18 protein-coding genes and 1 other RNA gene are annotated in these 20,060 nt (G+C 41.6%); 10 read left to right on the forward strand and 9 right to left on the reverse strand.

Annotated elements, in window-relative coordinates:
* Positions 1-134: 134 nt before the first annotated feature.
* Positions 135-530, reverse strand: a complete 396-nt coding sequence (locus EGC86_RS17395) for an MAPEG family protein (protein ID WP_011635885.1) — start codon at positions 528-530, stop codon at positions 135-137.
* Positions 531-693: 163 nt separating this feature from the next.
* Here EGC86_RS17395 and EGC86_RS17400 point away from each other — a divergent pair, with 163 nt between their 5' ends.
* The 3 genes from EGC86_RS17400 (at position 694) to EGC86_RS17410 (ending at position 6,500) form a co-directional block, all read left to right on the forward strand.
* Positions 694-1,914, forward strand: coding sequence for a threonine/serine exporter family protein (locus EGC86_RS17400; RefSeq protein ID WP_011635884.1), 1,221 nt, complete (start codon positions 694-696; stop codon positions 1,912-1,914).
* 254 nt (positions 1,915-2,168) lie between these two features.
* The gene (locus EGC86_RS17405; RefSeq protein WP_123778387.1) at positions 2,169-3,848 is read left to right on the forward strand and encodes a ShlB/FhaC/HecB family hemolysin secretion/activation protein; all 1,680 of its coding nucleotides are present in this window, start codon (positions 2,169-2,171) and stop codon (positions 3,846-3,848) included.
* 498 nt (positions 3,849-4,346) lie between these two features.
* Positions 4,347-6,500 (forward strand): TonB-dependent receptor, encoded by a 2,154-nt coding sequence (locus EGC86_RS17410; RefSeq protein WP_123778388.1) that lies wholly within the window; start codon positions 4,347-4,349, stop codon positions 6,498-6,500.
* Between the two features lie 94 nt (positions 6,501-6,594).
* Here the strand turns inward: EGC86_RS17410 and EGC86_RS17415 are convergent, their stop codons facing one another.
* The 3 genes from EGC86_RS17415 to rsmI all read right to left on the reverse strand — a co-directional run bounded on the left by EGC86_RS17415 (position 6,595) and on the right by rsmI (position 10,419).
* Positions 6,595-8,733, reverse strand: a complete 2,139-nt coding sequence (locus tag EGC86_RS17415; protein ID WP_123778389.1) for a TonB-dependent siderophore receptor — start codon at positions 8,731-8,733, stop codon at positions 6,595-6,597.
* 435 nt (positions 8,734-9,168) lie between these two features.
* An RNA gene (gene rnpB, locus EGC86_RS17420) (RNase P RNA component class A) lies at positions 9,169-9,522 on the reverse strand.
* A gap of 54 nt (positions 9,523-9,576) precedes the next feature.
* Positions 9,577-10,419 (reverse strand): 16S rRNA (cytidine(1402)-2'-O)-methyltransferase, encoded by an 843-nt coding sequence (gene rsmI, locus EGC86_RS17425; protein WP_123778390.1) that lies wholly within the window; start codon positions 10,417-10,419, stop codon positions 9,577-9,579.
* An 89-nt stretch (positions 10,420-10,508) separates the two neighbouring features.
* Here rsmI and EGC86_RS17430 point away from each other — a divergent pair, with 89 nt between their 5' ends.
* The 4 genes from EGC86_RS17430 to EGC86_RS17445 all read left to right on the forward strand — a co-directional run bounded on the left by EGC86_RS17430 (position 10,509) and on the right by EGC86_RS17445 (position 13,944).
* The gene (locus EGC86_RS17430) at positions 10,509-12,332 is read left to right on the forward strand and encodes a penicillin-binding protein activator (RefSeq protein ID WP_123778391.1); all 1,824 of its coding nucleotides are present in this window, start codon (positions 10,509-10,511) and stop codon (positions 12,330-12,332) included.
* Positions 12,329-12,655: a YraN family protein gene (locus tag EGC86_RS17435; protein WP_059745781.1), complete on the forward strand. Its 327-nt coding sequence runs from the start codon at positions 12,329-12,331 to the stop codon at positions 12,653-12,655. Before EGC86_RS17430 ends, EGC86_RS17435 begins: the two co-directional genes overlap by 4 nt.
* Before the next feature lie 129 nt (positions 12,656-12,784).
* A complete protein-coding gene (locus EGC86_RS17440; protein ID WP_011635877.1) occupies positions 12,785-13,378 on the forward strand; it encodes a phosphoheptose isomerase in 594 nt (197 codons plus the stop codon).
* The gene (locus EGC86_RS17445) at positions 13,375-13,944 is read left to right on the forward strand and encodes a BON domain-containing protein (RefSeq protein ID WP_059745782.1); all 570 of its coding nucleotides are present in this window, start codon (positions 13,375-13,377) and stop codon (positions 13,942-13,944) included. Before EGC86_RS17440 ends, EGC86_RS17445 begins: the two co-directional genes overlap by 4 nt.
* A gap of 36 nt (positions 13,945-13,980) precedes the next feature.
* On the opposite strand, the gene EGC86_RS17450 is transcribed toward EGC86_RS17445, so the two are convergent.
* A complete protein-coding gene (locus EGC86_RS17450; RefSeq protein ID WP_123778392.1) occupies positions 13,981-14,856 on the reverse strand; it encodes a DMT family transporter in 876 nt (291 codons plus the stop codon).
* Positions 14,857-14,997: 141 nt separating this feature from the next.
* Here EGC86_RS17450 and EGC86_RS17455 point away from each other — a divergent pair, with 141 nt between their 5' ends.
* Complete coding sequence (locus EGC86_RS17455; RefSeq protein WP_123778393.1) at positions 14,998-15,867, forward strand: LysR substrate-binding domain-containing protein; 870 nt, start codon at positions 14,998-15,000, stop codon at positions 15,865-15,867.
* Between the two features lie 45 nt (positions 15,868-15,912).
* Here EGC86_RS17455 and trpS read toward each other — a convergent pair whose 3' ends face one another.
* Genes trpS through rpe form a run of 3 tightly spaced genes read right to left on the reverse strand, consistent with a single transcriptional unit; the run spans position 15,913 to position 18,343 of the window.
* Positions 15,913-16,911 carry a tryptophan--tRNA ligase gene (gene trpS, locus EGC86_RS17460; protein WP_123778394.1) on the reverse strand — a complete coding sequence of 333 codons (999 nt, stop codon included), beginning with the start codon at positions 16,909-16,911 and terminating at the stop codon, positions 15,913-15,915.
* A 40-nt stretch (positions 16,912-16,951) separates the two neighbouring features.
* On the reverse strand, positions 16,952-17,641 hold the full coding sequence (locus EGC86_RS17465) for a phosphoglycolate phosphatase (protein ID WP_011635872.1): 690 nt from the start codon (positions 17,639-17,641) through the stop codon (positions 16,952-16,954).
* Between the two features lie 30 nt (positions 17,642-17,671).
* Positions 17,672-18,343, reverse strand: coding sequence for a ribulose-phosphate 3-epimerase (gene rpe / locus EGC86_RS17470; RefSeq protein ID WP_011635871.1), 672 nt, complete (start codon positions 18,341-18,343; stop codon positions 17,672-17,674).
* 271 nt (positions 18,344-18,614) lie between these two features.
* Here rpe and EGC86_RS17475 point away from each other — a divergent pair, with 271 nt between their 5' ends.
* On the forward strand, positions 18,615-18,992 hold the full coding sequence (locus EGC86_RS17475; RefSeq protein ID WP_244262852.1) for a hypothetical protein: 378 nt from the start codon (positions 18,615-18,617) through the stop codon (positions 18,990-18,992).
* Positions 18,992-19,171, forward strand: a complete 180-nt coding sequence (locus EGC86_RS17480; protein WP_011635869.1) for a DUF2970 domain-containing protein — start codon at positions 18,992-18,994, stop codon at positions 19,169-19,171. The genes EGC86_RS17475 and EGC86_RS17480 overlap by 1 nt, the downstream gene beginning before the upstream one ends.
* Before the next feature lie 32 nt (positions 19,172-19,203).
* Here EGC86_RS17480 and EGC86_RS17485 read toward each other — a convergent pair whose 3' ends face one another.
* Positions 19,204-20,040 (reverse strand): Dam family site-specific DNA-(adenine-N6)-methyltransferase, encoded by an 837-nt coding sequence (locus EGC86_RS17485; protein WP_123778395.1) that lies wholly within the window; start codon positions 20,038-20,040, stop codon positions 19,204-19,206.
* Between the last annotated feature and the right edge of the window lie 20 nt (positions 20,041-20,060).

Genomic DNA, 20,060 nt, shown 5'->3' on the forward strand with positions numbered 1-20,060 from the left:
ATTTAACGGACGCGGAGTATAGCAGTACAGCGACACTAAGTGTGACTAAAAAAACATCAAAAGTGAAATATTTTTATCCCTTTATAACCTTATAAAACACGCGGGAATATTGCTATTCCCGCATACTTTCAATGCTATAACCCTAGAAAGAAGCCAATATTAGCGACCGCTAAAACCAATAGCACAATCCAAGTGGTTAACACGCCCCAAAAACGACCGAAGTGATGGCCGCCTTGACCTTGATTTAATCCAATAGCATGTAATAAACGCGCAACAATCCAAGCCGTGCCCAAACTGTGAATCAAGTAAACCGGCATACCATTCAGTTCAGCCAGTGCTAACAAAATTAGTGCTATGGGCGCATTTTCAATTAAGTTGCCATGAGCTCTTATTGCAATGGATAATCCTTGATGGCCACCATCACCGATACCAATTTTATTTGCTCGACGAAATTTAACCACTTTATAAGATAATGCTAAAACCAACAGCGCCGTTAAGCCCGCATATAAACCCGATACCATCAATGTCATGTGTTATTCCTTAAGTCGTCTATATTATTGTTATTATACTAATCTTTGATTTGTTGATGTTATCACTACATTTTGAATCAGTTTGGCTGTAAACACACGCCTTAATCGGTTAATATTCGCGCCAAAATAAGCTCAATACCTTAACAAGAGTGACTACTGCCCAGTGGATAATCAGGATTTTTTAGAAAAACGTAGATTTATCATTAAATTAGGTAAGTACCTGCACAAATTTGGTACTCCTGCGTATCGCTTAGAATCCCATTTGCAAACGGTATGTAATACCCTTGGTATTGAAGGATATTTTTTAATATCGCCAACATCGATGACATTTGTACTCCAACATGACACTGAGCAAGAATACAATCACGTTGCACGCGTTAAACCTGGCGACTTAGATTTAGGCTCGTTAGCTCGTACCTTTGAGTTGGTTGAAGAGCTCAGTTCTGGACAGCGAACCTTACAAGAAGCGTTAGAACGCTTAGAAGAAATCGCCAATAAACCCAATCCTTATGGCCATAAACTGACGCTGTTAGCTTTTGGTTCAAGCGCGGGTGCCTTCGCCATGTTAATGGGTACCGGTTGGCATGACGTTTTTTGGTCAGCTATTTTTGGTTTACTGGTATACAGCTTGGTTTTTTGGGCCGAACGCTCAAAACGTATCGCAGAAATGCTCGAACCGATGGCGGCGGTAGTGTGCGCTATCTTGGCATCGGGGATTGCGCAATTAGACCCGAGTATCAATTTACCTGTGACCATTTTATCGGGGATTATTATATTTGTTCCCGGTCTTGCACTCACTCTCGGCTTAGCAGAACTTGCCGCCCGAGATTTAATCTCTGGTACGGCACGTATTATGGATGCGGTGATGCAGTTATTTAAACTGTATTTTGGTGCCGTGCTTGGCATGACCATTGGTAAAGCTATCTTTGGTGAAACTATATATGTCGAACCAATACCATTACCTCGTTGGGCTATTTGGTCTGCGGTGCCGTTACTGTCCATGTCGTTGGTTATTATCTTTAAAGCACGCTTAAAAGACTCTCCTTGGGGCATATTTGCTGGCATTGTGGCATTTTTCTCTGCCATGCTAGGTGGGATTTATCTAGGCGAGTCTATTGGTATTTTTGTCGGTGCACTAGCCGTAGGTATCTATTCAAATCTGTATGCGCGTTGGATGAAAGCACCTGTGTCGATTGCGTTACTGCAAGGTATCGTTATTCTCGTTCCTGGTAGCAAAACCTATATTGGTCTCAATGCATTAATTTCGGGCGAAACCATGCTCAATCAAGCCCATTTAGGCTCACAAATATTCTTAATTTTTATGTCCTTAATCGCTGGGCTTATTTTTGCTAACGTTATCGTGCCCCCTCGCCGTTCGTTATAAATCTTACAAGTTAACATTACCTTCCTATCGATATTAAAGGGCAGCTATAAATGCTGCCCTTATTTTTTAACAACTCAAATACCCACACAATTTAAATGGATTAATGAAATTTTTATTCAAGCTAAATGCTTGACTATTATGTTATTCAGGTATGATATGAAACAAAGAGGCAACATAAAAAGTTCATATTGAAAACAATAGTTCATTCTTACAGACCTCTCAAAAAACATAACAATAAAAATAAGGACGAAGCTATGCCAATCATATTTATGGCAGTATTTTTTTTCGTCATCCTGCTTTCTTCGCCTGCTGTTCAAGCAACTATTGCTGACAGTGCGGCACAGTTAAAAGCCAACGATGACTCTGTCACTACGCCCTCTAGTCCATCGACAATCAATAAGCATGATGTCGAAAAAGTCGCGAACATTGTAATTGTTAGTCATCCTATTTTTGATGAGTCAGCTCCGGACGCTATTTTCCTTCACCGTTGGGCAAACTATCTGCATATTAATACCAAAGAGTCGACCATCCTCAATAGCTTAAGCTTTGAAAAAGGCGAAAAAATTACTCAAAAAGATCTTGAAGAAGCGCAGCGCTTATTGCGCTATGAACCTTACATTCGCGATGCAGATATCAACATTGCCAGAAAAGATCCACTCGCCGACGACAACGTTGAAGACGTGGTATTAGTCGAAACCTGGGATAACTGGTCATTACTGCCAACAGTCAGTTTGAGTAAAAATGGCGGCGACACTAAATACTCGTTTGGTATGAAGGAAGATAACTTACTGGGTTTAGGGGTTAAAACTAAAATAAAATACCAATCGAGTGCCGACCGCACCGGATATAAGTTTGCCTTTGATGCTCCAGTAAGATGGATTAAACACGGTAATGTGTCGGTCGATTTTTACGACAACAGTGACGGCCAAGCATCTGCTATCGCCTTTAATAAGCCCTTTTATACTCTAGACACTCAAAACATGTACGCCCTGTCATGGTTAACAGATACCCGCATCGACACCATAAGACAAAATGGCCAAGACATTAACGAATTTGAACATGTTATTGATTATGCTAACGTTGGATTTGGTTGGTTAGTCGATAAAACGCCAGATCAATTGCACCGTATTAGCCTAGGGATAACCCAAGACCAACATCAATTCAATAACATCGACGATTACCCTATTTCACCATTACCGTTTGATCGTGAGTTTGTTTACCCTTGGATCAGCTACGAATACCTGCAAGACCAATACACAGTGCTGAACAATATTCATCTAATTAATAATAACGAAGACTTTAACTTAGGTTGGCACCACACTGTAAGTTTAGGATTGGAAACCAATGACGTTGCCGACAGTGCTGCTGTGGGTTATCACGTAACGGCTTCAAGCAGTCGCGGTTGGCAGGAAGACAATCAATTATTGCTAATGACCATTAATGCTCGAACGGATATTCAAACTGGTCAACAAGATTTTTATAATGTCGGTTTAGCCGCTGAATTTTTCCACCAAATCAGCCCTAAGTGGACAGCCTATTCCAAGGCGCGTATCGCAACCTCACATAATAACTATCTTGATCAAACGTTTGCTCTTGGCGACGAAACCGGTGTACGGGGATATCCTAACGACTACCAACATGGTGACAATCAATGGTTGCTCACGAGTGAAATCCGATACTATCCAAACATCAATTTATATCAACTGGCCGAGTTAGGTTGGGCTGTTTTTGCCGATATAGGTCAAGCAAGCGGTGGCCCAGATGAGCAAAACGAAGTTGATGGCCCTATTGGTAGTATTGGTATTGGCGCACGGATTTACTCTTCTAAATCCAGTTACGGTAACGTAGCCCATGTTGATATTGCCGTCCCGATCACTACGGGCAACGACATCAACGCTTGGGAGTTCAGATTCCAAGTTAAAGACCATTTTTAATCCGGCAAACCGTTCGATTGCTATCGTATCTAACGAGAACAGCTAGTACTAACGTGTGAAAAATTTAGGCTAAACGCTTAAAACGCACCAGGTGCTACTGATCTTTGGCGGTTATGATCCGCCCAACAAAACGATTTACTTTATACAACCATGTACAGCAAGGTTATATCGTCATTATGCACGAATCACTTGTTGCAAACATTTTACGATAAAATAAGCAAGACTGCTTAACAGGTCTCTTCTAACTGAACTTATGGTTTCAGTTTTCTGCATTATCGCTTACTCCTACAGAGCAACGACATATCACGCGGTCAGATTTTTATACAATGACGACAAGCAGCAGTGAAATTCATCATGAAGATCTGCGGCCCTTAGTTAAATGAATTATTAATATCTAACTGATTTAATGCAAAAAAGTAAAAAATGTAAATAATGTGTACTAGTTAATGATAATGAATATCATTAACTACCTTTCATTATTTGTTAATCGGTATACCTATGTTATTTAAGCCTAGCCAATTGGCTATTGCGACACATTGTGCATTATTTTTATTAGTACTCCCCGTAACTCATGCCAATGCAGAATCTTCAACACAAGCCACAGAAAACCAAACTTCAATGGAGCGAATGATTATTACTGGTAGTCGCTCTGCTGAACGGATAGAGGAAGTCCCTTCTTCAGTCACGCTTATTGAGCAACAAACCCTCGCACAAGACATGTTAATGACTTCGCAGTTACAAAACTTACTCGCATTTCGCGTTCCTGGATTAGCGCCAAGCACTGGCACATCAAGTAACTCGGGACAAAACTTACGCGGTCGTGCCGCACTAGTCATGATTGACGGCGTGCCACAATCTACCCCATTACGAAATGGAAAATTAGGCATAAGCTCTATCGATGCAGGGGTCATTGAGCGTATTGAAGTGATTAAAGGAGCGACCTCAATTTATGGCAATGGCGCTTCAGGCGGCATCATCAACTACATCACTAAACGAGCCAGTGAAGATAAAGCACGAGTGAAGGTTGGGGCTTCCAGTAAATTTAGTGCGGTAAAATTACAAGACAGTGCCGGTTATCGAGTGGATACATCAATAGACGGCACGGTTGATAATTTCAGTTACGTATTTAGTGCCATTACCGAAAAAACAGGTGTTGAACATGATTCAGAAGGTGACGCTATCGGATTAGTCTATGGTTTATCAGAAACTAAATCGAATAATTATTTTACCAAACTCGGCTATCAACTCGACGACGATAAGTCGATTCAACTGACGTATAATTACTACGAAGCCCAACAAGAATCTGACTACATAGATGTTGTTGGCAATGCTAACACAGGCGAAAAAACTTACTCGATAGACAATACTACTGGGATTGTAAAGCTGGGCGTACCTCAAGGGCCGCGTGGCAATCATAACCTAATGTTAAAATACGTCGACCAAGAGATATTCACTAACACCCAATTAACCGTTGATGGTTATCTGCAAAAAATTGAAAACATGTTTTTCTTTTCAACTGCACTCGCTAATCAAAGTGAAGGTTACGAAGGGGGTCAGTCGTTCATCAAGTCAGAAAAGAAAGGCCTACGCGTTAACTTTGCTACCCAAGTTGATTGGGATAATGTTGAATCAACCTTCATTTATGGTATTGATGCGCTGCAAGACATCAGTTCACAACCATTAGAAGACGGCCGAATTTGGGTGCCTGAAATGGACATGCGTAACTTAGCGGTTTATTTACAAACTAAGTTTGTTATTGCCGATGATTGGGTTATTAAAGCCGGTATCCGCCAAGACAGTGTAGATTTAACGGTCGATGATTATCAAACTTTAAAACTTTGCCGAACGCCAAGTACTTGCTCAATACCTTTTGATGTCACAGGCGGAGAATTAACATATAACTCAACCACCTATAATATTGGCTTGCGTTACAATATGAACGAGTTATTTAACCCGTTCATGAGCTTTTCCCAAGGTGCAGATATTTCAGATATTGGTCGTCTTTTACGAACCGCCACTGTCGATGATATTGCGTTAATCCGCACAGAATCATCGATTGTTGATAACTATGAAATCGGCTTTTCTGGCCAACTTGGTGATCTGAATTATGAAATTGCCGCCTACCAAAGTAAGTCAGAATTAGGCACAAGTAACAGCTTTGATGCAACAACAGGCATTTACTTACCTGTACGCGCACCACAAAAAATTTGGGGTTACGAAGCACAAGTTGACTATCGAGTGTTAGATAATCTCAATACAGGTTTAAGCTATAGCTGGGTTGAAGGTAAAGACACTGAAACGGATACTTATATAGATGGTGGCACCATATCCCCTCCTAAATTAACAGCTTATATTAGTTGGCAGCCCGTTGAAGAAGCGAGTATTGGTATTAACTACATGTATGTTGGTGACCGTGACCGATTTGAGCCGGTTGATGGCGCATATATTGGTTCTCAAGGCCCTATAGAAAATTATAACGTTGTGAACCTAACCAGTAGTTATCAACTCAATAATTGGCAGCTCTCATTAGGTGTAGAAAACTTACTTAATGAAGATTATTTTTCTGCTCGCTCACAAGCTTCTACTAACGCGAGTTACTACACTCAAGCACTGGGTACCACTATCAATGTAGGTATAAAAGCCAGCTTTTAACCTTCAGCAAGATAGCAAAAAGGGAGTAAACAATAAATTGTTTACTCCCTTTTTATTCAAGAAGACCTTATGGTCTTACGGTATTAGTCTTAAGTTAAAAGTGATGCGATACCTGTAATACCATTTCTCTTGGCGCACCAGGAAAATGACCATTACGCTCAGAAAAACCACTCACGGCATATTCTTTATCAAACAAGTTTTTCACGTTTAATTGAAATTGTGTCTCTTGCCATGTCGTGGTCCAGCTCATATCAAATACGGTAAATGGCTTAACACGTTGCGCACCGCCACTCATTTGCTCACTGACATAATCGGCCCCAAACGCAATGGCTGAGTTCAAACTGTCAATATCGTAACGAGTCCACAAACCTGCTTGATGGCGCGGCGCATTGATAAACTTACTGCCGTCGGCATAAGTGTCACCCACATCGCCTTCAGTAACTCGGGTATCGTTATAAGCATAGTTGGCCATAACGGTCCAATTTTGGGTAATATCCCCTGTTAGCGTAAATTCAGCACCGTTACTTTCAACTTGCCCAAGACTGACCAACGCTGGAGCACCATTGCTGCCATCGGTATAATTGGGATTGTTCATTGCAACATCTTTTTTATCAATTTGATAAACCGCTACTGTGGTCATTACGCTGCCATCAAACCACTGACTTTTAACCCCAAGTTCTATCTGTTTACCAACTTCAGGTAATAAGCCACCATCAGCACTTGCCGTATCTTGGTCGCCAATCGATGTCGGGTTAAAGCTTTCGGCATAATTAATATAAAACGACTGATCTGGTGAAAACTTATACACAATACCTGCGCGTGGCGATACGTGATTATCGCTATATTCAAAACCGGTTTCTTTATCAAAATCATCAAAATGGTCGTAACGTAATCCCACCATTAACAACCATTGTTCAGTTAATGCTATTTGGTCCTGAGCATATAAACCAAGGTGTTCGGTTTTTGCACCATCACGATTTTGGTCTGTAAGTGAATAAGTTGAAGGATCGGTTTCACCATAATTAAGATCAAAAATATTCAAATTTTTAATCCCATCAGCTTCATAACGTGCAAACCAATAATCGTAGTCAGAATCAACATGATGATAATCAGCACCAAATAACAAAGTTTGATCAATGCTGCCAGAAGGTAAACGATAGACAAAATCAGATGTTGCGCTTATCTCTTTGTTGGCACGGTATTGTTTGCGATATTCACGCTTAATGGTTTTATCGTCAATATTGGCCACACCGTCACCATTAACATCAACCCAACTTCTGGACTCATGGTAGGCTTGCTCGCGTTCATTATCGAGATAGCGAACCGTGGTATTCACGCTCAAATCATCATTAAAAAAGTGTTTTAATTCCGCTTCAAGCACAGTTGCCTCTAAGTTTTGATAGTCGGATTTTTCATTTGCGTTATAGCTTGGATCAACCAAAAAATTACCATCATCGTCAACGGGTACACCCCGTAAACGATTACCACCTAAGTCTTGTTTGATGTAATCAATCGTTGTTGTGAGCGTGGTGTCATCGCCAAGTTGAAATAATAATCCACCTGTTAACTCGGTATTTTCAGAGTCGGCATTATTTCGAAAACTGTCTTTTTGTTCATAAAAACCGCCTAAACGATAAGCAATTGAATCCGTTAAACCACCTTTAGAATCAATTGACCCGCCCATACGGTCGTTATCACCTGTGGTTAATGTCACTTCAGTATCTTGGACAAAACTCGGCTTTTTACTGACATAATTAATCATCCCGCCAGGCTCACCACCACCATATAATGCAGCAGCAGGACCTTTTAACACTTCAACTCGCTCAATATTAAATAACTGTGGTACACCAAAACCAGAAAAAGGGTCGCCTCTTACACCGTCATAAAACACATTGCTGTCATCACGAAAACCACGAAAGGTCACACCTGAATAACTGTAAATGCTCACACCTGCTATAGAGCGGTATAAGTCAGTAATTTCACGTGCGGCTTGGTCAACTATCAATTGTTCATTCAACACCTGCACCGATTGCGGTAAATCCATAATATCGGTTTCAACTTTGGCACCCACGGACGTAGAAGATTCACGATAAAAGGTTTGAGCCCGACCCATTACGGTTATTTTCTCAATCGACTCAGTCAAATCAACGTCGGCCGCTTTCTCGTTCGCACTGACACTCAGTACAGGTAACAGCAGGCTTAATATCCCAAGATTAATCACGTTCAAATGCATAACAGCTTACTCATCGGCAACAGTAAAATTTGGCCGCAATATAACACCAAACGCTAATAGAAACTATTCTCATTTAATAATTTACATTTGTGCTTGTTTGTTAACTGATAGTGTTAATGGTTAGAGACTTTGTGGTTTGAGAGGGTATTTATTATGGGCTACAGCCACTAAGATAGAGGTCACAACAGAGCAAGATCATTCGTGTTAATAAATCAGCCTTTGTAAACCCCTCAGTGTTCCGGCAACGTTTACTGAACGGATGCAGTCAACTCAAACGTTAGATCATGAGGCGAAAATAATGGATAACACTGAAGTTAAAATATAGAGAAACAATAACCAACATCTACTCGGGTTGACTATATAAGGTTAAGACACCAATATTTTCGTGTTAACGAAAAAAAGGCCTCGCATTGCTGCGAGGCCTTTTTTTATAAAGAGGTGAGTTGGCCGATAAGCCGGGTCCTGTCGTGGACAGTTATTCATCTAGGCCTGCAATCGCTCACAGGCTCAAGCAACCTACCCGGTTCCAACGCGAGCAGCGCCATGCGGAACCCTATTTGGTCTTGCTTCGGGTAGAGTTTACCTTGCTACGGACTATTGCTAGCCGCACGGTGCGCTCTTACCGCACCCTTTCACCCTTACCATCTTAGCCTAAGCCAAAATGGCGGTTTCCTCTCTGTTGCACTTGTCGTCGGTTCACACCGCCCAGGCGTTACCTGGTACCCCGCTCTTTGAAGCCCGGACTTTCCTCCCCGTACTTGCGTACGCGGCAACTGTCTGGCCAACTCGGCGCGGATTATAGCCTAAGCTGCGCAACAAACCAATGCCAAAGCGACTGCCTTTTTATAAATCCAGTTCTAAACCGTATTTATATAGGGCATTTCTCTTTAAACCATGGATTTGCCCTGCTATAGCGGCGGCTTTTTTAAGCGGTAATTCTTCACAAAGTAACTTTAGCGTAGCAACTGCAACTGCTGGAATGCCTTCTTCATCAGATAATGTAAAGCCATGGCACATAATGACCATTTCGCCTTTTTGCTGATTATCATCAGCCTCAACCAACGCCAATACTTCAGCAGCGGTACCAGATAAGAAGGTTTCAAAAGTTTTAGTCACTTCACGTGCCATTACCACTTGCCTATCGGCGCCTAAAACGTCAACAATAGCGGCAAGGCTATAAAGTATGCGGTGAGGAGATTCGTAAAATATCAAAGTACGAGGATCTTCTTTAAGAAATTCAAGTTTATCGATACGGGCTTTTTCTTTTGAGGGTAAAAAACCTTCAAAACTAAAGCGATCCGACGGTAATCCTGATGCACTTAAGGCCGTTATCGCAGCGCAAGCCCCTGGTAAAGGTACTACTCTGTGGCCAGCTTGACGAACATGATTCACTAAATGGTAGCCAGGGTCAGAAATGAGCGGCGTACCAGCGTCAGAAATGAGCGCGATTGATTTGCCTTCATTTAATTTTTCAACTATCCATTGTGCTCGGTCACGTTCATTGTGATCATGTAATGCCGTTTTACGGGTTTCAATACCAAAGTGACTTAGCAGCCTTCCGCTGTGGCGTGTGTCTTCACAGGCGATTAAATCAACCTGTTGCAGCACCTCTATTGCCCGAGCGCTGATGTCGCCAAAATTACCAATTGGGGTGGGAACAATATACAGCGCGACCATTTGGTCCATAATTACCTCGATAATGAATCTACCTGATACTTTCGCCAAGCGTAAGAGCAGGTTAAACTAGTGACAGCATCTTACCAGAGTGAAGCCAAGTGTTAAAAAGACTGAATACTACAAAATTCGTGTGCGCGTTGATTTTCTCTGTATTGGTGGTCGGTTGTGCCACCAAAAAACAGCAAGATAATGTTGACGCTAGCGCATCGCTCGTTGCCGCTGAACATCCGGCTAAAATTTATTTAGCCGAGGCAACGAATAGCAGTTTACCAGAAAAGCGTGATCGTTATTTATTACTCGCCGCTCATGCTTATATTAATGATGGTAACTTTAATTCTGCCGTTAATGTATTAACGTCAATGCAAAAGTCGATGGTGAACGTGCCCTCGCTTCAAGCGGAGCATATTTATTTGCGCGCTCGTATTGCTGAAAAAACCAATAGCAGCCAGGCCGCATTAGATATTTTACAGTATCCACCACATTGGCAGCTCCCACGCTGGCAAATGGCAAGTTATCACCAATTTAAAGCCAAATTGTACAAAAATACTCAACAGCCAATTGACCAAGTTAAGCAATTAAGCCTATTAAGCAATTACTTGCCAAAGTCTGAAACCACGGCGATCAATAATGTTATTTGGAAGCTACTGCAACCACTACATGAAGAAACCGTGCAGTCGTTTATGCGCGATCAATCAAATCCGATTTTTGCTGGTTGGTTACAATTGACCTTTATTGCTAAACATTATGCGGTTGAGCCGACACAATTGGTGCGTTATTTAGGTGAGTGGCAGCGTAACAACCCTTATCATCCAGGTGCAGTGAAATTACCTGCTGATTTAGAAAAAGCCCTCAATGCCAAACCGTTTAGGCCGCAAAATATAGCAGTATTATTACCGTTAAGTGGCCCACGCGCTGTGGTTGCTGAACCTATTCGTCAAGGTCTTATGTCGAGCTATCTGTCTGACTATGATGCAAATGTGTCAATTAACTTTTATGACACGCAGCAAGGGGTTGCTGCCGCTTATCAACAAGCTGTAGCCAAAGGCGCAGAGTTTATCATTGGGCCATTGTTACCCAATGAAGTTGAAGAACTACAGAAAATCAACGATAAACAAAAGACCACAGTGCCGCAGCTGTATTTGAACCAAACGGATACGTTTACGCCACAACCAAACCTGTTTTACTTTTCACTGTCACCGGCGCAAGAAGCCAGTGATGCAGCACATAAGCTGTATAGCGATGGCGTAAAGCTGCCACTACTGTTGGCAAGTAACGATCCCATCGGCAAACGTATGGCCGACAGTTTTAAGCAAACGTGGCTAACCTTAACCAGCAATGATGCCGAAGTGTATTTTTATGATGCTGGCGATCAAATGAAGGTTACAGTTCAAGAAGCATTAGGTGTGAAAGATAGTCAAGCACGTATTAGCAGAATGCGTGATTTATTGGGTAGCCGCTTAGAATCAGATTTTCGTTCTCGCCAAGATATTGATGCTATTTACATGATTTCGGGTTCACAAGATTTAGCCCTGCTAAAACCCTTTTTAGACGTTAACTTTAGTGTGTTCTCTGAACCCGTAACCTTGTATACCACTAGCCGTAGCCGTCTTGAAAATGAGTCAGCGCAGTCGGCACAAGAGTTAAATAACTTGATCATTAGCGATGTACCATGGCTAATGCAACCTAGCAGCGAAACCCAACTGGTGTCAGAGCTATGGAGTGGTTGGAATAACAGCCAAAAACGCCTATATGTAATGGGTTATGATGCGCTTGAATTGGTTAATCGTTTAGCGCAAATGCGCGCTTTCCCGGGATATCAATTTATTGGCCGCAGTGGTGCATTATCGGTGAAGCCTAATGGGGTGATTGATCGTCAACTGTCTTGGGGCAAATATAGCCAAGGACAATTAACACCATTATGAACAGCGGACAATTAGCTGAGCAACAAGCGCGAACTTACCTTGAACAACAAGGTCTAACGTTTGTAGATGCTAATGTTCGATATCCATTTGGTGAAATAGATTTAATTATGCGCCAGCAAGATGTCTGGGTGTTTGTTGAAGTAAAATTTAGGTCGTCAAATCAGTTTGGCGGCGCCTTAAATGCGTTAACAAGTAAGCAAATTACCCGGATAAGATTAGCCGCTGAACATTATTTACAGCGACAAAAATTAAATCCACCTTGTCGCTTTGATGTCATTGCGATGAATATTGATGAAATAAACTGGCTACAAGGCTGTTTTTAAGCGGCAATTGATTACCATAACCTTGATTTATGGCATCATATAGTCAAATTACCGAGTCTAACTGATGAGCAATGATAAAAAAGCTAATCAGAGACATACGTAGACATAATTTAGCGTAAGGATTGTTGCATGTTAGAACGTATTAGAGATAGTTTCACCGAATCGATTCAGACTAAAATTGATGCTGCAGAGGCATTACCTGAGTCTATTGAAAAAGCTGCAGAGATGATGGTGCAATGTCTACTTGGCGGTAATAAAATTCTGTCATGTGGTAATGGTGGCAGTGCTGGCGATGCTCAACACTTCTCAGCTGAATTATTAAACCGTTACGAAATTGAACGTCCACCGCTGCCTGCTATTGCATTAAGCTGTGACACTTCAACGATTACCGCTATCGCCAACGATTATAGCTACGATGAAATCTTCTCGAAGCAGATTTTTGCACTGGGTCAACCAGGCGATATTTTATTGGCTATCTCAACCAGCGGTAACTCTGGCAACATTATTAAAGCCATGGAAGCGGCGTTAAGCCGCGACATGACTATTGTAGCCCTAACCGGTAAAGATGGCGGCGCAATGGCTGGCTTGATGAGCGCAGGAGATGTCGAAATCCGCGTACCGTCAAACGTAACTGCACGTATTCAAGAAGTTCACTTACTGGTTATTCACTGTTTATGCGATAACATCGACCGCACCTTGTTCCCACAGGATGAACAAGCATGATAAGAAGGTTACTCATCATCTCAGTCCTGGCGATGCTGCAGGGGTGTGCTGGTGCAGTCATGGTTGGTGCCGTTAGCGGTGCCAAGATGGTAAATGATGAGCGCAGCATGGGCACTCAAATCAGCGACACTAATGCTGACTTTGTTATTGCTAGCGCGCTATCAAAACATGACGACCTTAATAATCAAACCAATATCGCCGCGGTTGTGATGAACAACAATGTATTGATGATAGGCCAAGCACCTAACTCAATGCTGCGCGATAAAGCGATTAAAGTGGTGCAAGATTTACAAATTGGCGGCAAGATACATAACCAAATTCGTATTGGCACGCCAACGTCATTTACCACACGCAGCAACGACACTTGGGTAACAACCAAAGTGAAAGGCCGCATGTTAAATGAAAAATCACTCGATATTACTCGAGTAAAAGTGATTACCGAAAACGGCGAAGTCTTCTTACTTGGGTTAATTGACCGCAAGCAAGCTGATTTGGCGGTTGATATCGCGCGAAATACTGCAGGCGTTCGCAAAGTGATTAAGGTTTTTGAATACACTGAATCTTAATCCTGCAGTACATTTTTATTATCGCGATTTAGAAATTCATCCTGCATTTTGCTCGATGAATTTTTTTTGGGATCTTTTGGCTTGTATCCACGGGATAATCAGCGACGGCAACACAATAAACCCAGCCCCAACCCAACTTAAGCCATCAAGCCATTCATCAAAAAACAACCAACCAAAAAAGACACAAAATAATAGTCCTGTGTATTCTGCCACCACAATTTGACTGGCTTGTGCTTGGCGATAAGCCAACGCGCAAAACCACTGATACGCCAATAAAAACACATTACTCGACACCGCAATAGCCACTAAAGACCAACTGATTGCCTCTATGCCTTGCACCAATGCCATGACCAACACCAAAGGAATACTGAGTAAGTTATATAGCATTAACGTTACAACAGGGCTTTCTGTACTGGGGAGTTTGCGCAATGCCAACTGGTTTATCGCAAACATAAATGCAGAGATGAGTACTGCAATTCCAAACCAGTTAATTTCACTTGGTCGTAGCAAAATAATGATGCCCAGAAATCCTAAAATAGCTGCCAGCCAATGTGTAGCGGTGACGCTCTCTTTTAAAAATAGAAATCCCATTAATACAATCATTAATGGCGCCGAATAAAACAACGAGCTTACAGTGGCGATAGGTAGCGCAATTAACCCCATAATTAAGCATACAGCTCCAATAGCGCCAGTATTAGCTCGCACTAAGTGCACCTTTATATGGCGACTGATTGGTTTTTTAGCTGCAAACCACAATGGCAGTAACATTAATACTGATGTTAACTGTCTGATTAACAGAAATGTTGCAGCGCTACTGCCCTCTGGAAGCCATTTTATAGACACATCATACATAGCACTAAAAAGGTTACCGACAACTAATAACATCATGCCAATCGCTATTGTGGATTTCATTACACTTACAACCTTAGAACCAATAATTGGCTGCATCATATAGTTATCAATTAATATCGAATAATGATGTTTTTAATCCATGCATGAGTTAAATTCATACCTAATAAATTTTAATAAAATAAATTCATATTTGAGGTGTATATGCGCAAACTGCCACCACTGCGGGCACTACAAATTTTTGAAGCGGCCGCAAGGCATGCTCACTTTTCTCGGGCGGCAACTGAGCTGTGCATTACTCAAAGTGCGGTATCGCACCAAGTGAGACTGCTTGAAGCACATTTTGGCGAACGATTATTTATCCGCGAAGGTAGACTGCTCTGCTTAACCAGTAAAGGCAATGTGCTTTACCATGAACTGGAGCGAATATTTAATGAGTTGAATGATTTAAGCATGCAAATCACTGGCGATTGTAATGATCAGCTCCGCTTAGCGGTATACAGTTCATTTGCCATTAAGTGGCTGATTCCTCGCTTAAGCGATTTCCATCGTTTACATCCACAGATTAAAATTCGCCTAGATATGATCACCGACGACCCACAGATGAGTGATAGTGTTGCTGATATGTTTATTACTGGTCAAAGTGGCCAACCGGGTTATGTGCATCGCATGTTACACCAAGAGAGACTGATCCCAGTGATCTGCCCGGGGCTATTAAATACCGACCACTCGGCGCTGAGTGTATTACGGCAACATGCATTACTCACTGTAGATGAAGGGCCAATAGGCTTTGATTGGGAGCGCTGGTTAAAGGTTAACAACATCAGCATAGCGGCTACGCAACAACAGCATGTATTTAGCCATGTGTTGTTAGCTATTGAAGCGGCAATTGCTGGTCAGGGGATCGCGCTAGCGTCAGATTTTATGGTAGAACGAGATATTAGTAAGGGAGCATTAGTCGCACTTGATTTACCCGCTATGTTGACTGGATTTGAATTCAATTTTAGTTGTAAACAGCGACGTTTAAAGGAGCCCGCTATCGCTGCATTTGTACAATGGTTAACCAAAAAATAAGCCAGCAAGTTGCTGGCTTATAGATAACATTAGCTGAAATAATACTTACACAATAAGACCAATTTTTTCATACACTTTTTTAATGGTGACTTCTGCACGAGCTTGAGCTTTTTCAGCACCTTCCGCCATCACTTGGCTTAAGTAAGAATGGTCGGCGCGGTACTCTTTAAAGCGAGCTTGTAATGGCTCAAGCATTCCTACGACAGCTTCACCAGTAGCCACTTTTAAATGACCGTACATTTTGCCTTCAAACTCTGCTTCTAAAGACGCAATCGACTGACCAGTACAACCTGACATTAAGCTGAGTAGATTCGACACACCTGGCTTTTGTTCCATATCAAAACGCACTACAGGTGGCTCTTCGCTGTCGGTCATGGCTTTTTTAACTTTCTTTAAAATCACTTTAGGATCTTCGAGTAAACCAATAACGTTATTACGATTATCGTCAGACTTCGACATTTTCTTAAGCGGGTCTTGCAACGACATGACCTTAGCACCGTGTTCAGGAATAAACGGTTCTGGGATAGTAAATGTGTCGCCGTAAGCATTATTAAAACGGGTTGCGATATCGCGGGTAAGCTCTAAATGTTGCTTTTGGTCTTGCCCAACAGGGATCTCATTGGCTTGATAAAGCAAAATATCTGCCGCCATTAGAACAGGATAACCATATAAGCCCACGTTAATGTTATTGGCATGCTTTAACGATTTATCTTTAAACTGGGTCATGCGGTTTAACTCACCCATTTGGGTGTAACAGTTTAATACCCATCCGAGTTGAGTATGCTGTGGTACTTGCGACTGAATAAACACGGTGCTTTTTTTAGGGTCAACACCACAAGCAAGGTATAAGGCTAGCGTATCTAAACAAGCTTCACGCAGTGCTTTAGGATCTTGACGCACCGTAATCGCATGTAAATCAACAACACAATATAGGCAATCATGGCTATCTTGCATGGCAACCCATTGACGAAGTGCGCCCATATAATTACCTATGGTTAATTCGCCTGATGGCTGCGCACCGCTAAGAACTATGGGTTTGGTCATGTGTTTATTGCTCCAGATTATCTATATAAAATTCAAATTATTATGAAAGTAAGTATTGCTCTATATCAGCAAAGTTTTCGCATATCGCATGCGGAAGGCTAAGACCGATATCTTCGCCGTAGTTGTATCCGTAGGTCAAGCCAATAGACATAACATTCGCAGCTTTAGCCGCTAAAATATCATTCTTTGAATCACCTATCATCAGTAATTGCGATTCATCTAACTGCCATTGTTTAAGCAAATGTTGTAATGGCATTGGGTCTGGTTTCATTTTTGCCAATGAATCGCCACCGAGAACTTCAGAAAATAGGTCATCAAGACCAAAAGCGGTTAGTAACGGCACAGTAAAACGATATGGTTTATTGGTAACGATAGCCAGTTTAAAACCTGCTTGTTTTAACAGCTGTAACGTGTCGACAACTCCCGGATACAAACGGCTATGTTTTTGTAAGTGTTCACCATAATGATGCATAAATTGCGGCATAATTTGCTCAAGCATTACCTGCAGCTCAGGAGCATCTTCTGGCATAGCAGACACATAACTTAACGCTCGTTGCATTAGTACTTGGGCACCATTACCTACCCAGCTGCGAACCAATGCTTCTGTCACTGGTTGGTATTGGTTCTGTGCTAATGTGGCATTTGTGGCCGCGGCCAAATCAGGCACACTGTCGATCAGCGTACCATCTAAATCAAAGGCGATTGCGCGAATATTTGACCATTGCATCATGTAGAGTCCCACTGGATATGGAAAAAGAAATTATGATATCGAAGCGAGTTCTGCACGCATTTGATCAATAACAACTTTATAATCAGGTTGATTGAAAATTGCCGAACCTGCCACAAACATATCTGCACCCGCAGCCGCTATTTCAGCAATATTATCGACCTTAACACCACCATCCACTTGTAAGCGAATATCAAAACCACTGGCATCAATAATCGCGCGAACTTGGCGAAGTTTTTCTAGCGTATGCGGAATAAAAGACTGACCACCAAAACCAGGATTAACTGACATCAATAAAATAACATCGAGCTTGTCCATTACATGATCTAAATAGTGCAGTGGTGTGCCAGGATTAAAGACTAATCCGGCCTTACAGCCAGATTCTTTAATCAACTGCAGTGTACGATCGATATGTTCTGATGCTTCTGGATGAAAAGTGATAATTGAAGCACCGGCTTTGGCAAAATCAGGAATAATGCGATCAACGGGTTTAACCATTAAATGCACATCAATATCAGCGGTGATCCCATAATTGCGCAACGCGGTGCATACCATAGGGCCTATTGTTAAATTTGGTACGTAGTGATTATCCATAACGTCAAAATGAACAACATCCGAACCCGCATCTAATACGGCTTTCACATCGTCACCTAAACGGGCAAAATCAGCAGACAAAATCGATGGTGCAATTAAAAATGGGCGCATAATCTTCTCTATTGGCAGATCAAAGTGACGACATTTTACCCTTTGCAGCCGCAAGCCTCTAGTCTAACAAGGGAAATAACCACTATCCTCAATAGAATTTAGTTAAAAACTAGACAATAAGTCGGATTTGCTATTTTTTATACAGAAACCAGTGTTCAATAACTAAGCTATTTTGCTATAATGTAAAAAGTTGTTATCTTAGTTGTCCAACTGAAGATTTAAAACCTGTTGTAGCATCATTCGAGTTTACACCATGGATAGGGCACACTTTATGGTAAAGCACTTACTACGCAAGCTTTCTGGTCGTGATGGCAAATTATTGTCAGCACCGGTTTTTGCTGTATTTGCAACGTCTGCATTGGCGTTATTGTTAAGCCAAGTATTGATGGCAACCGAAAGTAATTCGGCTAATAGTAAGGCCTGTGTCTGTAATAGCACCACCAACTACAATGCCAGTTTACCCAGTAGTCACCCTACAAATCGTTGTGCAGAACAATCAAATGATGTCAGTTGGGGGAATTGGATTACAGGTAATAGCCGCTCTAGTCAGTTTCACTTTATTGATTTACTTGAGTTAATCCACGGTCACAAAGACAAACCTTTAAATGATATGCCTACCTCAGGCAACCCAACTCAGATATCGCGTTAATGTCTATTTGGCGAGTGTTTAGTAGCACTGTAGCAGCCTTCTTCGGCGTACAGACAGAGCAAAATCGCCAAAAAGATTTTCAAACTCAATCCCCATTACCATTTATCATTATGGGTATTATCTTAGCCATAGCCTTAGTCATTTCATTAATGCTAATCGTAAACCAAGTCTTAAGTTAACCGCTAGTTTTCGTTATCCACGCTTTGCAGCATTACTCTTCTTCACGATAATGATGATCATATAGCGCCATAATTTCATCCACTTTATTGCGTGAACCGCCTTTAGGGCTAATATTACGCTGCACCGAAATCGTTGAACAAGATGCACCACGATATAACTCTCGCGTTAACGGAATATCATGATTACTGATCAATACCGGAATATTTCTCTCATGGGCAATGAGCCGTGAATGACGAGCAAGTAATGCTTGATCATCTAAGCTAAAACCCGGACCTGCATAAGTGGTAAAACTGGCTGTGGTTGATAACGGCGCATAAGGCGGATCACAATAAATTACATCACCACTGTTTGCCATATCAAAGGCTTGTTCGTAACTGATACATTTAAAGGTCGCTTTTTGCGCTTTTAATGAAAAGTAACGAATTTCAGCTTCAGGGAAATACGGTTTTTTGTACGAACCAAACGGTACATTAAAACCACCTTTGCGATTATATCGACATAAGCCATTAAAACCATGGCGATTCATGTACAGGAAGTAAACCGAACGAATGAAAGGATCGCTACAGAGATTAAATTCAGCACGAACACGATAATAAGCATCTTTGTCATTCATCTCATCGACAAACATGGCCTTGGCCGCTTTAATGTATTTATCTGGCTGTTGCTGAACAATTTTGTATAAATTGATTAAGTCTTGATTGATGTCACACAATAAATAATCATCAAACTGTGTATTGAGGAATACCGAACCCGCCCCAACAAAAGGCTCGATCAGTCTATTTCCAGCTGGAAGGTGTTTTGCTAGCTCATCAACGAGCTTATATTTACCGCCTGCCCACTTTAGAAAGGCTCTATGCTTTTTTATCATGAATAGGAATTATGCCAGCA

Source organism: Shewanella frigidimarina (genome assembly GCF_003797125.1).
GTDB lineage: Bacteria > Pseudomonadota > Gammaproteobacteria > Enterobacterales > Shewanellaceae > Shewanella > Shewanella frigidimarina.